The following is a 14,455-nucleotide window of genomic DNA, read 5'->3' on the forward strand; positions in this document are numbered from 1 at the left end:
ATAAATTTTTGCTATAAATCTTTTGGTACATAGAAACTTCGGTTGTCCATACCGAAAATCCGATCTGTGTATTTTCCTGGTTCTGTTTGACGAATCGAAGTCAACATCATCTGCATGGAAGCATCAATATTGTCGATTTGATGTAATATTTCTGCTTCCATTATTCTTGGACGTACAGGTGAACCATATTCTAATAGGCCGTGATGTGCTAAAACCATATGTCGTAATACGAGAACGTCTTCGTCAGCTTCGCTGATTTTCAGCGCAAGACAGGCTTTAGTTATTTCTTCGTCAATCAATACCAAATGACCGATTAAATTCCCTGCAAGCGTATATTCTGTCGACATAGGACCGGAAAGTTCGATCACCTTTCCTAAATCATGCAAAATGATACCCGCATATAATAATGGTCGATTCAACTCAGGATATTCATCGGCAATTGATTTTCCTAAGTGAAGCATTGTCAAAGTATGATAAGCTAATCCACTGGCAAATGCATGATGGTTTCTTTTGGCTGCCGGAAACTCAAAAAATTGTTTTTGGTATTTATTGAGTAGATAGCGAACGATCCGATTCCAATGTGCATTTGTGATTTCAAATAATAATTGATTGATTTCTTCTTCCATTTCTTCTTTCTTCAAAGGGGCTCTTTCCATGTATAAACTAGGTTCCCCTGGCTCATCCATCCTTGTTAAACGCATGTGAAGAATCTTTACTTGCGGGTTCCCTTGATAAACCTCTCTTTTACCGTTTAGAAAAACAACTGTGCCAGCTGTAAATTTATTGATTTCCTCTTCCGAAGCATCCCAGTACTTGCCATCGATGGTACCTGAAGTATCTTGGAAAGTAAAAGCAATAAATTTTTTTCCGTTTTTAGCGATTCTTACATCTGCACTTTTGATCAGGACAAATTGCTCAAACTGCTCATCGATTACTAAATCACGAATTTTTTTCATTATTTGCTCCTTCTAATTGTTTTACGGTTTGGTTCATCTCATGGTAATAGCTTACCATTTCTTTATCAGAAGAAAAACAAATTATTTGATACTTTTCTCCAAATTTAGCTAAAAGTTCAGCTAATTGATACTTTCGCTGATGATCATAATGAAGCCAGCCATCATCTATGATGATCGGGCATATCGAACGATTGGCTTCTAACGAGAGGTAAGCAAACCTCATCGCCATAATCAGCTGATCTTTCGTACCTGTAGACAACTCATAGATTGGAAAGTCTGTATATCCGTCTGTTAAAGTCAGTGTATCGTTTTTCAGTAATATCTTCTGATAATTTCCTTTTGTTAAAATACCTAAATAATCACCCGCTGCTTTTAACAACTGAGGTAATTGTCTCTCACTCATCTCTGTTGAAAGATCGCCTAAGAATGTCCCTGCGATTTCAAATGCGCCCCATTCCTCCAGCAATTCCTGCAATTTTGCTTTTTGTCGGCTAGCTTGTTGATAGAGTTCGTCCAATGTGCCGTCTCTTTGCAGCTCTTCTACTTGAAGTTGGAGTCGTTGCCGATTTTCACTTGCTTCTTTTTCTTCTTGCTGTAGTTGGCCTTGTTTTTCTTTCAGTTGCCGCAGTCTTACAGATAATTTCTCTTTCGTCAGTTCTTCAGGAAACAGTGGACGAAGCATTTCTGACAGTTCATTGTACCTTTTCATCTGCTGTTCGGCTTGTTTGGCTTTTTGTAAAAAGACAGGTACTTCCGAAGGATAAGATAATCCAGCTTGGCTCAATTGTTCGCTGTATTCTTGTATCCATACTTTTTGTTTCTTTTTCAATTGATTGATTTCTTGCTTCAATAAAGTATTTTGCTGATAGCTTCTGGCAAATTTCATCTGTTCCATTTCTTGGATAAAACGGGAAAGCATAGCCATTTTTTCTGAGATCGTCTTATCTTGTATGGGTAGCCATTCTTTAACAAACTCAAATTTCTGATCGATCTGTTGTAGTTTTTCTTGGATTTCCTGCTCTCTTTTATGTTTCCGCACAAATACGCCATACAATTTCTGATAATCTATGACTTCTTGCCCATATTCTTTCATGAGTTTGAGTGTATCCATCTTTCCTAAGTGCCGATGATCAGCAAAACGATATACTTCTTGCTGAAGAATCTGTTTTTCTTCTTCGATTCTCTTTTGTTTTTCTTCTGCTTCTGCTAATTGGGCTAAAGCTAAATCAAGCTGACCTAGTTTTTCTTGCCACATTCCTTTTATTTCTGAGAAATCATTTTTAGGTTTGACCTTTGGTTGCTGTTTGTAGAAGAAATAGCCCACCATGCCTGCACCAATCAATAAAAAGACCACTTTTAAGGGCATTGGTACAAATATACCTGCAATGATTATTGCTCCGCCAGCAATTAGCATATAGGGTTTAGATGAAGGGGTTGGTGCTATCTCTGACTGATTTTGTAATAATGCTGGATAAGTCTCTTCCAACTCATTCACTTCTGCTTCGATCATTTTTTGCTGTTCTTTAGCTATCTGGAGACGCACAGAAATCTGGCTTTCTAGATCAGCAATCCTTCTTTCTTCAGCCAGAAGATTCTTCCACTCTTCTTCATATAAAAATTCTTCCGGTAACGGATTTTTCTGCCACTGCCATCTTTGTTCCAAAATCTTCAATTCTGAATTTGTTTCTCTAGTCTCTATTTGAAGTCTTTGCCATTCTTCGCTTAATTGTTCCGTTGTAAACTGGAGTTGTTGGAGGTCTTTTAGTTCTTGCTCCTGCTCTAAATAAAAATAATATCTAGCTGACTGCTGATCCATCCCGCTATGCTTTTCCAGAGTTGCTTCTAATTCTTCTAAACGCTCATTTGTTTGCTGATACCGTTTGGAAAAAGACTCCAGATCAAGAAGAAGTTGTTCATCAGGAAGACCTGTGGCGATGTTTTTTTTGAGGGATTGCCATTCTTCATATAAAGAAAAATTGAGTTCTTGCTGTCTGGCTAGTGCAAATTGTTTATTCGCCTCATGTAGTTGTTCCAGTAACTGTTGCTGTTGCGACTCGTATTCCTGTTCTTGTTGGATCAACTTGCCAAAATAAGCTTCCTGTTCTTGTTTTAGATGGATTTTTTCTTGAAGCTCTTTCCATTCATTTAATTTTTGATTGATCAGCAGTTTTTGGCCTTTTTTCTTGAATAACTGTTGTGCTTTCTGATAATATTCTTGTCTTTTTTGGAATACTTGAGAACTGCCCGTAATCCCTAAAGAAATCAGTGCATCATGTAGCTCTTTTTCTCTCAAGTGATCTAGTTCCATCAACTGTTCTTGCTGGAAAGTAAATACCTGCTGGAATAACTCTTTCGTCAAAGGTGCAATCAGTTTTTCTAGTAATTCATCACTTCCAACTTGGTTCCCCAGCCATACCTTCGATTTTCCACGATTTTGCTGTTTACAGCGCTCGACAGCAAACTCACCGTATACAGGATGTATAAGCCATATTTTGCCGCCATAGGCTGAGCCGTCTTTTGGTGTATAATCCTTTTTTTTACGGCCTTTTGAAGGGAATCCAAATAAGATGGCTTGGATAAATTGATAAATCGTTGATTTTCCTGCTTCGTTTCCCCCATAGATCAGCTGATTGCCTGAATAAAAATCAAAACTTTTTTGACGCCATTTTCCAAAAGCAGCAATCTCGATCCTTAAAATCTTCATTCCTGATCCTCCTCAAATAAAAAATCTTGATTAAGTAGCTGCTTGGCTTTTTCAAGTGTTTCTTCTTGATATTCCGGCAGTTCGCTCAATATTTTAGCCGCTTCTTGGTGACTATATACTTCATTTAAAATTTGTTGGAAATCTTGAGGTGTCTGATAGTATTGAAATAGCTGTTCCATCAATTTAGCAGAAGCAGCAAGTGGAATCTTCGCATAAAAAGTATCCTCCATGAGAGAAATACGCCAAATAAATAAATCCCTTATCCTATCTGAAAATTCCTCTAACAGATAATCTAATAACTCTCCTGATTGTATTCTCTCTAGAACATCTGTATTGAGATGGTCATAATCTTTTAATTTTATCTCAATTAAACTAAACCCATCTTCTACTTTTGAAAGTTGCTGACGAATATGAACAATGACCTCTTTTGTCGTTTTCGCTTGCCTCAATGATATTTCCTTTGTCTTCCAATAGACCTCTGCTACTTTAATCGGATGTATTTGACAACTGCCTTTACTTAATTCAACAAGTAGAATGGACGTAGAAGTTTGTTCTTTTTTAGTGTGTCCTTGAGGCGCACCTGGATAAACGATGGTTTGCTTTTCATTTAAAACTGTTGGCACATGGATATGCCCCAAAGCCCAATAATCGTATCCTTTTTCTTGCATTTTTGAAGGTTGGAAAGGGGCATAGTTCCCTTTTTGCGAGGTACCAGGTTCCCCATGATACAAACCAATATGGTAATCTGTGAGTTCTCTAGAAGGAAATTCCATCACTTTGTCTTTTTGAATCCATGGTTGTCGATAACTGAATCCACTGAGAGAGACAGTTTCGCCACTTTTTATCGTTATTTTTTTTGTCTCTACCGTTTCGGATGTAAATAAATGGACATTTTTAGGAAAGGAGAACCAATACCGCTCTTTTTGATAGAAATCATGATTTCCGAATATTATAAATACAGGTATATGGTTTTTTTCTAACCGTTTCATCTGTTCTGAAAAATGTTTCTGTATTTTTAATGAAGGACGATTTTGATGAAAATTATCTCCTGCAAGTAAAACAAAATCAACGTTATTTATTATTGCCTGTTCAATGATATTTGATAAAACGGTCAGATTCGTCTTCAATAGTTTTTCCTGTACAGTTTTATCTAGAGTTGTCAGTCCTTCAAATGACCGATCCATATGTAAATCTGCCGCATGGATAAATTTCACCATTAAAAATTCCCTCCTCTTTTTCTTTTATCATACCATTTTCAATGTTTTTTTTCATCAATAACCGAAAATTTGTTCGTATTATGCAAAGAAATTACGATAAATGGCTGGCTTCAAAAAATGAGTTTATTCGAAAAAAGATTGTGACATGATTTTTGTCACAATCCTAAATATTTATATTCTATACTCCCTAAATTAGTTTATATGGTAAGAATTCTTTCAAAAGCTTGAGATACTCCGTCTTTATCGTTTGAAACGGTAATATAATCAGCTTTTTTCATGATCTCTTGATGACTATTTCCCATTGCAAAACTAATATCTGCACTCTCAAACATAGATAAGTCATTTAAACTATCTCCGATCGCGATTCTCAAAGGTTTTTTTAAATTGTAGATTGATTCCAAACGATCAAACACCGTGCCTTTCGATACATTTTGAGGCACGATTTCAATGTTTACAGGTGCTGATTCAGTAACAGTCACATTTAGCATCTTTTTCAAACGGTTAAATATATTCGCTTTCAATTGACGATTGGGAATAAAAATAAAAAATTTGTAAATGCTGATATCATCCTTTTCTATAATTTCTTCAATATTATTATAAGGAATAGAACAAATAGATTTTTCATACTCAAGCTCATAGTTCAACTCCTTGACAGAAAATTCACTACCTACCTCGTGAAAGATTTTTTTCATTTTATTTTTATAGTTCTGCGATTCATAACTTCCGAGATTCGTATATATTTTAGTTGGAAATTTCGATATGACAGAATCAATTTTTTTTACATCCTTTTTATCGAAAAAAGACTCAAATATCTTTTTTTCTCCATCAAATCCAACAGAACCATTTAATCCTACTGCTGGAACCATTAAACCAGATTTTTTGAGAATATTATTAATGTCTTCTACTTCTCTTCCAGAACAAATGAATGGAAAACAGTCTTTAGGTAAATGTTGCATTGTTCTTGCATTTTTTTGACTAATGCTCTGGTCAGAATTCAAAAGAGTACCGTCTAAATCTATACCAATTAGTTTCATTTCATCCATGTCTCCTATACGTTAATTATACATTCACTGCTGATTATAAGTCTAAATTTCTCACAAAACATATACTAATTATACCTAATTTAAGTAAGTATAAGAATCATTTTAAGAATAGGAACGGACATTTGTATACTGTTCTCTATATTTTTGATTTATAAATAAACGTGTATTGTATCAAAATCAATTATATCGTTATTTTATAATAACCAACTATAAAAAAACGAAGTAGGTGAAAACTAACTTCGATATTCATAGAAGACTCTATTAGTTCAATTTAGTAAAAGATTTAAACAAAAAAAAGATGAACTATTTCTAGTTCATCTTGTTACCTTTGCGTGGCGACGTCCTACTCTCACAAGGGGCAACCCCTCACTACAATCGGCGCTAAGAAGCTTAACTTCTGTGTTCGGCATGGTTACAGGTGTATCCTTCTCGCTATCGCCACCACACTGTGGTGTTATCTTTTATTGAGTAAATTTTGTTCACTCAAAACTGGATTTGAAGTCATATAAGTTTTTTCCCGAGTTCTTTTCTTTTAACCAATTGGTTAAGTCCTCGATCGATTAGTATCAGTCCGCTCCATACATCACTGTACTTCCACTCCTGACCTATCTACCTGATCATCTCTCAGGGATCTTACTTTCTTAAAGAAATGGGAAATCTCATCTTGAGGTGGGCTTCACACTTAGATGCTTTCAGCGTTTATCCCTTCCCTACATAGCTACCCAGCAATGCCCTTGGCAGAACAACTGGTACACCAGCGGTAAGTCCATCCCGGTCCTCTCGTACTAAGGACAGCTCCTCTCAAATTTCCAACGCCCGCGACGGATAGGGACCGAACTGTCTCACGACGTTCTGAACCCAGCTCGCGTGCCGCTTTAATGGGCGAACAGCCCAACCCTTGGGACCGACTACAGCCCCAGGATGCGACGAGCCGACATCGAGGTGCCAAACCTCCCCGTCGATGTGGACTCTTGGGGGAGATAAGCCTGTTATCCCCAGGGTAGCTTTTATCCGTTGAGCGATGGCCCTTCCATGCGGAACCACCGGATCACTAAGCCCGACTTTCGTCCCTGCTCGACTTGTTGGTCTCGCAGTCAAGCTCCCTTCTGCCTTTACACTCTTCGAATGATTTCCAACCATTCTGAGGGAACCTTTGGGCGCCTCCGTTACCTTTTAGGAGGCGACCGCCCCAGTCAAACTGCCCATCTGACACTGTCTCCCACCACGATCAGTGGTGCGGGTTAGAGTGGCCATAACGCAGGGGTAGTATCCCACCAGCGCCTCCATCGAAACTAGCGTTCCGATTTCTACGGCTCCTACCTATCCTGTACATGCGGTACAGACACTCAATATCAAACTACAGTAAAGCTCCATGGGGTCTTTCCGTCCTGTCGCGGGTAACCTGCATCTTCACAGGTACTAAAATTTCACCGAGTCTCTCGTTGAGACAGTGCCCAAATCGTTACGCCTTTCGTGCGGGTCGGAACTTACCCGACAAGGAATTTCGCTACCTTAGGACCGTTATAGTTACGGCCGCCGTTTACTGGGGCTTCAATTCGTACCTTCGCTTGCGCTAAGCACTCCTCTTAACCTTCCAGCACCGGGCAGGCGTCAGCCCCTATACTTCATCTTACGATTTTGCAGAGACCTGTGTTTTTGATAAACAGTCGCTTGGGCCTATTCACTGCGGCTGATCGTATGATCAGCACCCCTTCTCCCGAAGTTACGGGGTCATTTTGCCGAGTTCCTTAACGAGAGTTCTCTCGCTCACCTTAGGATTCTCTCCTCGACTACCTGTGTCGGTTTGCGGTACGGGCCGCTGTTTTCTCACTAGAAGCTTTTCTCGGCAGTGTGACATCAGGAACTTCGGTACTATTATTTCCCTCCCCATCACAGCTTGTCCTTAAGAAAAGAAGCATTTGACTCCTCTTCAGACTTACTGCTTGGACAGACATTTCCGATCGTCTGCATTCCTTAGCCTCCTGCGTCCCTCCATTGCTCAAACAAAAACAACGGGTACAGGAATATCAACCTGTTATCCATCGCCTACGCCTATCGGCCTCGGCTTAGGTCCCGACTAACCCTGGGCGGACGAGCCTTCCCCAGGAAACCTTAGTCATTCGGTGGACAGGATTCTCACCTGTCTTTCGCTACTCATACCGGCATTCTCACTTCTAAGCGCTCCAGCAGTCCTCACGATCTGCCTTCGACGCCCTTAGAACGCTCTCCTACCAATACACCTAAAGGTGTACTCCACAGCTTCGGTAATATGTTTAGCCCCGGTACATTTTCGGCGCAGGGTCACTCGACTAGTGAGCTATTACGCACTCTTTAAATGGTGGCTGCTTCTAAGCCAACATCCTAGTTGTCTGTGCAACCCCACATCCTTTTCCACTTAACATATATTTTGGGACCTTAGCTGGTGGTCTGGGCTGTTTCCCTTTCGACTATGGATCTTATCACTCACAGTCTGACTCCCGGATATGAATGAATGGCATTCGGAGTTTATCTGAATTCGGTAACCCGAGATGGGCCCCTAGTCCAAACAGTGCTCTACCTCCATCATTCTCAATTCCGAGGCTAGCCCTAAAGCTATTTCGGAGAGAACCAGCTATCTCCAAGTTCGTTTGGAATTTCTCCGCTACCCACACCTCATCCCCGCACTTTTCAACGTACGTGGGTTCGGTCCTCCAGTGCGTTTTACCGCACCTTCAACCTGGACATGGGTAGATCACATGGTTTCGGGTCTACGACTACATACTCAAACGCCCTATTCAGACTCGCTTTCGCTGCGGCTCCGTCTCTTCAACTTAACCTCGCATGCAATCGTAACTCGCCGGTTCATTCTACAAAAGGCACGCCATCACCCATTAACGGGCTTTGACTTGTTGTAGGCACACGGTTTCAGGTTCTATTTCACTCCCCTTCCGGGGTGCTTTTCACCTTTCCCTCACGGTACTGGTTCACTATCGGTCACTAGGGAGTATTTAGCCTTGGGAGATGGTCCTCCCGGATTCCGACGGAATTTCTCGTGTTCCGCCGTACTCAGGATCCTCCTAGGTGTCTTCCACATTTCGTCTACGGGGTTTTTACCCTCTTTGACTGACTTTTCCAAGTCATTCGACTATCTGAAAGAACGACCATATTGGAGTCCTACAACCCCAACAAGCAAGCTTGTTGGTTTGGGCTTTTCCCGTTTCGCTCGCCGCTACTCAGGGAATCGAATTTTCTTTCTCTTCCTGCAGGTACTTAGATGTTTCAGTTCTCTGCGTCTACCTCGAATGTGCTATGTATTCACACAATCGTAACATCCTATTAAAGATGCTGGGTTCCCCCATTCGGAAATCTCTGGATCATAGCTTACGTACAGCTCCCCAAAGCATATCGGTGTTAGTCCCGTCCTTCATCGGCTCCTAGTGCCAAGGCATCCACCGTGCGCCCTTATTCACTTAACCTTATCAACCTTGCGGTTGGGTTTTGATCCTTCTTCTAGCGATAGAAGTTAGATCAAGAAAATAAGCAATTGAACTTATTAAAAAACTCATTCAACGCGGTGTTCTCGGTTTGTATTACTTACATTTACTTCAAATATCCAGTTTTCAATGAACAAAAGTGTTTGAGAGTAAACCTCTCAAAACTGAACAAAGTAAAAACAAATTGTGTAGTCTCCGTAATATTCCTTAGAAAGGAGGTGATCCAGCCGCACCTTCCGATACGGCTACCTTGTTACGACTTCACCCCAATCATCTATCCCACCTTAGGCGGCTGGCTCCAAAAAGGTTACCTCACCGACTTCGGGTGTTACAAACTCTCGTGGTGTGACGGGCGGTGTGTACAAGGCCCGGGAACGTATTCACCGCGGCGTGCTGATCCGCGATTACTAGCGATTCCGGCTTCATGCAGGCGAGTTGCAGCCTGCAATCCGAACTGAGAGAAGCTTTAAGAGATTAGCTTAGCCTCGCGACTTCGCAACTCGTTGTACTTCCCATTGTAGCACGTGTGTAGCCCAGGTCATAAGGGGCATGATGATTTGACGTCATCCCCACCTTCCTCCGGTTTGTCACCGGCAGTCTTGCTAGAGTGCCCAACTGAATGATGGCAACTAACAATAAGGGTTGCGCTCGTTGCGGGACTTAACCCAACATCTCACGACACGAGCTGACGACAACCATGCACCACCTGTCACTTTGCCCCCGAAGGGGAAGCTCTATCTCTAGAGTGGTCAAAGGATGTCAAGACCTGGTAAGGTTCTTCGCGTTGCTTCGAATTAAACCACATGCTCCACCGCTTGTGCGGGCCCCCGTCAATTCCTTTGAGTTTCAACCTTGCGGTCGTACTCCCCAGGCGGAGTGCTTAATGCGTTAGCTGCAGCACTGAAGGGCGGAAACCCTCCAACACTTAGCACTCATCGTTTACGGCGTGGACTACCAGGGTATCTAATCCTGTTTGCTCCCCACGCTTTCGAGCCTCAGCGTCAGTTACAGACCAGAGAGCCGCCTTCGCCACTGGTGTTCCTCCATATATCTACGCATTTCACCGCTACACATGGAATTCCACTCTCCTCTTCTGCACTCAAGTCTCCCAGTTTCCAATGACCCTCCCCGGTTGAGCCGGGGGCTTTCACATCAGACTTAAGAAACCGCCTGCGCTCGCTTTACGCCCAATAAATCCGGACAACGCTTGCCACCTACGTATTACCGCGGCTGCTGGCACGTAGTTAGCCGTGGCTTTCTGGTTAGATACCGTCAAGGGATGAACAGTTACTCTCATCCTTGTTCTTCTCTAACAACAGAGTTTTACGATCCGAAAACCTTCTTCACTCACGCGGCGTTGCTCGGTCAGACTTTCGTCCATTGCCGAAGATTCCCTACTGCTGCCTCCCGTAGGAGTTTGGGCCGTGTCTCAGTCCCAATGTGGCCGATCACCCTCTCAGGTCGGCTATGCATCGTGGCCTTGGTGAGCCGTTACCTCACCAACTAGCTAATGCACCGCGGGTCCATCCATCAGCGACACCCGAAAGCGCCTTTCAAATCAAAACCATGCGGTTTCGATTGTTATACGGTATTAGCACCTGTTTCCAAGTGTTATCCCCTTCTGATGGGCAGGTTACCCACGTGTTACTCACCCGTTCGCCACTCTTCTTTTTCCGGTGGAGCAAGCTCCGGTGGAAAAAGAAGCGTACGACTTGCATGTATTAGGCACGCCGCCAGCGTTCGTCCTGAGCCAGGATCAAACTCTCATAAAAAGTTCGAACAATCTTGCGATTGTTAAGCTCAATTTGTTTGCTAGCATATTGCTTGCTTGTTAAAAAATGTTTGTTGTCTTGAATTGAATCAAGACGCCCTACACATTTGGTTTGTCTTACTTTGTTCAGTTTTCAAAGGTCTACTTCATCGGAAGTGTTTTTCCGATTTATTTTTTGGCTGCCGTAGCAACTTTTATATCATATCAGAGTGACAAGTGATTGTCAACTCTTTTTTAAAAGTTTTTTTCGATTTCGTTTTTCGAAATCTTTCAGCAACTCATTTATCATAACTTATTGTTCGTTATTTGTCAAGAACTTTTTTGAAGTTTTTTCCGATAGAATCAAGCTTCGCAAGCTGTTCTTTTTTAACGACTCAGTTATCTTATCACGTCTAAAAACATGTGTCAACTCTTTTTTGGAATTTTCACAAAATGTTTCAATCAGATGCGACAACGTTGTTTAATATATCATTAAAAAAAATAAAGGTCAAGCTAAAATAATATTTTAGCTTGACCTTATTATAATTTCAACGATTGTCAAAAGTATTGTTTGCAACTGTGTTCCCTGTTTCTATTGATAGAATACAGCTTTCGAAACATAAGTTTTGAACTGCTTCGATCCGTCCAAATTCTTTTGCAGTTATTGTACAATGAGTAAAGCAGACATCTTCTATAGGTTTTTCAGGAAATGCTACCAAGTCAAAAGCCCGAGAAGGAAGTGGATAGCCTGGAGAAAGACTTGCCTGTACATTTTTGACATGTATGTTTCTGACTTTTGTCATTTGTTTTGATTCAGGTATTTCTTCAGCCACTGCTTGCCAACTTTCTGGCATTCGTTCAAGATCATTGCTATTTTTTCTATTATATTCATTATGCCAGTCCATTATCCAAGAAAACGGAAATTGTACATCCATCATATTCAGGTTTTCTACCCTGATATTTTCAATCACTCCCCCTCTTTCTCTTGAAGATTTCATTCGAATACCACAGTCTGACTGAAAAAAATCGATATCGTGAATATACACATCACTAATTCCAGCACTAACTTCGCTACCAATAGTTACACCGTAACCTGAACGAATGTTACATCTCGCAATCTCGATTCTTGATGATTTTCGATTGACTCTTGCACCGTTACCGTCCCTGCCAGATTTAATAGCGATACAATCATCACCACAGGCCAAATCACATTCATAGATACGCACATCTGTTGAAGAATCAATATCAATCCCATCTGTACTTGGCCCATCATTATGACGGATGATTACTTTTTCTACTAATACATCGTTAGAATAAGTGATTTGCAGGTTCCAAAAACCTGATTTTTGAAAAATCAAATCACGAATGACAACATGTTCTGCATGATACAGTAAACACGCGCGCGGACGCTTAATAGCATAATCTGCAATCCAACGCAGTCCCTTTCGATCATATTCAGCTCTTGTTCCGCTTTTTTGGTCTTTCCCCCAATATAGTTCCCACCAATGCTCTCCTTGACCGTCGATTATTCCTTTTCCTTCTATAAGAATATCTTTTGCTGAGAGAACATTCAAAATCGCTGCTGGCCATTTCATTTCTATTCCAGCAACTCGTGTATCAATCTCTGGAAATGCTTCGATCTCTGTTTTTCCCTTGAGAACAGCCCCTTCTTCGAAAATGAGATGGCTCTTATCTTTTAAAAAAAGTGCGCCGACTAAATAAATACCTTTTGGAATAAATACGGGCAAGTGTTCTTTTGCACCTTGATTGATTGCCTTTTGCAGCATTACTGTATCATCTTGTTGAATGTCGTTTGTTTTAAAGTCTAAAGCATTGATGAACTCTTTTTTGTCTGCAATACTTTTCTCCTTATCTTTCATTGATTTTTTTTAATTCTTCACCAATAAACACAGTTTTCGAACGATTCAGCGGATACCCTACTAACAAAATGATTGCGGATACAAATAAACAGAATGCTGGTAGCAAGTTTGCCATCGTATAAATTCTTTCTTGTACTAAAACTGATTGGATGGCTCCACCTGTTGTAGACGATTGGTAACCAATGAGTGCTAGCATAAATCCTCCGACTGCTCCTGCGCACGCTTGTCCTACTTTTCTCGCAAAAGAATTCACTCCGTATACTGTTCCATCTTCTCTTAAGCCTGTCTTATATTGATGATAGTCAATCACGTCAGTAATGAATGCCCAGACCATCAAATTGAATAAACCAGATCCTAAAGTAGCAATAAATAAAAGAATCAGATATACCCATGCATTTGTTATATGAAGGAAATACATCAGCAAGTACATACATGAAGAAGCGAGTAACGCAAATACGCTTGCTTCCTTTTTACCAAATAATTTTGTCAGCTTTGTAGCAAATGGTGCTAAAACTACTACTGTTCCGTAAGTAAATAAAAGAGCAACAGACATTGCTTGTTTATTATGGAAGTAATCATTAAATAAATAAGTCATATTCGTCCCAGCTAAAATCTGATTGATCACAATGAAAATGTCAACAATGACTAAAATAATCAGTGCTCGGTTAGCCAACAAACCTTTTACCAACTGAGAAGCAGGCACTTTTTCGTTTTTGACAACTCTTACTCGTTCAGTAGTCAATTTACAAGTCAGCATGTATGCGACAAATGCAATTGCCGCACATCCGATGGAAATCCAAAAGAAATGATTCCCTGAAACGACTTGCTGCCCACTCTTGTTATGGGTGTACATCAAAATCGGGATAAAGAACCCTGTAGTTGACCCGCCAATCGCAGAACCAATGCTTCGGAATGTGGATAGCGAGGTGCGGTCATTAAGATTTGAACTAATGGCTGCTGCCATTGCTCCGTAAGGGATATTGATTGTTGACAGAAAAATACCATAAACAATATATGAAACAAAAATATATGCAATCTTCACCGTCATTGGAAGATGTTGGACGAATGGTAAAAACAAAATGACTGTCACTAAGCAAAATGGATATTTCATTTTTCTGATCCAAGGAATAAATCGGCCAGCTTCTGTTAACTCTGAGACATCGCATAATCTTCCAACCATCACATCAGCAAACGCATCCAAAATTCTTGAAATCAAGAATAACGTACCTACAATTGCTCCTGAAACACCAAGAACATTCGTATAATAAATCATCAAGAAACTATTGACCAAACCTAAAATAAAACAGTTACCTAAATCACCGAACATGTAGCCTATCTTATCGGAAATCCCAAATTCCTTTTTTTCTTTTTTTACTGTATTTGCTGTAACAGCATTTTGTGAAAGCATTTGAATTCCTCCTACCTCTTCTAG

6 protein-coding genes and 3 rRNA genes are annotated in these 14,455 nt (G+C 40.6%); all 9 read right to left on the reverse strand.

Translation table 11 applies throughout. From position 1 onward, the window contains the following. Window positions 1–11: 11 nt before the first annotated feature. Complete coding sequence (locus IGK53_RS11420; RefSeq protein ID WP_002291331.1) at window positions 12–956, reverse strand: 3'-5' exoribonuclease YhaM family protein; 945 nt, start codon at window positions 954–956, stop codon at window positions 12–14. Beyond that, window positions 940–3,660 (reverse strand): ATP-binding protein, encoded by a 2,721-nt coding sequence (locus IGK53_RS11425; protein WP_002291330.1) that lies wholly within the window; start codon window positions 3,658–3,660, stop codon window positions 940–942. Before IGK53_RS11425 ends, IGK53_RS11420 begins: the two co-directional genes overlap by 17 nt. After that, on the reverse strand, window positions 3,657–4,877 hold the full coding sequence (locus IGK53_RS11430) for a metallophosphoesterase family protein (protein WP_002291329.1): 1,221 nt from the start codon (window positions 4,875–4,877) through the stop codon (window positions 3,657–3,659). The genes IGK53_RS11425 and IGK53_RS11430 overlap by 4 nt, the downstream gene beginning before the upstream one ends. Window positions 4,878–5,074: 197 nt before the next feature. Next, window positions 5,075–5,920, reverse strand: coding sequence for a Cof-type HAD-IIB family hydrolase (locus IGK53_RS11435; protein ID WP_024635847.1), 846 nt, complete (start codon window positions 5,918–5,920; stop codon window positions 5,075–5,077). A 330-nt stretch (window positions 5,921–6,250) separates the two neighbouring features. Next, window positions 6,251–6,366: ribosomal RNA gene (gene rrf / locus IGK53_RS11440) — 5S ribosomal RNA — on the reverse strand. Between the two features lie 94 nt (window positions 6,367–6,460). Then, window positions 6,461–9,375, reverse strand: a 23S ribosomal RNA gene (locus tag IGK53_RS11445). A gap of 229 nt (window positions 9,376–9,604) precedes the next feature. Continuing rightward, a 16S ribosomal RNA gene (locus tag IGK53_RS11450) occupies window positions 9,605–11,165 on the reverse strand. The 16S, 23S and 5S rRNA genes sit together here, the layout of an rRNA operon. Before the next feature lie 526 nt (window positions 11,166–11,691). Next, entirely contained in the window at window positions 11,692–13,023 is a 1,332-nt protein-coding gene (locus IGK53_RS11455) for a glycoside hydrolase family 28 protein (RefSeq protein ID WP_002329951.1), read from the reverse strand. Then, window positions 13,013–14,431 (reverse strand): MFS transporter, encoded by a 1,419-nt coding sequence (locus IGK53_RS11460; RefSeq protein ID WP_002329950.1) that lies wholly within the window; start codon window positions 14,429–14,431, stop codon window positions 13,013–13,015. Before IGK53_RS11460 ends, IGK53_RS11455 begins: the two co-directional genes overlap by 11 nt. Window positions 14,432–14,455 lie beyond the last annotated feature (24 nt).

The organism is Enterococcus sp. DIV1224 (assembly GCF_050555455.1).
GTDB lineage: Bacteria > Bacillota > Bacilli > Lactobacillales > Enterococcaceae > Enterococcus_B > Enterococcus_B lactis.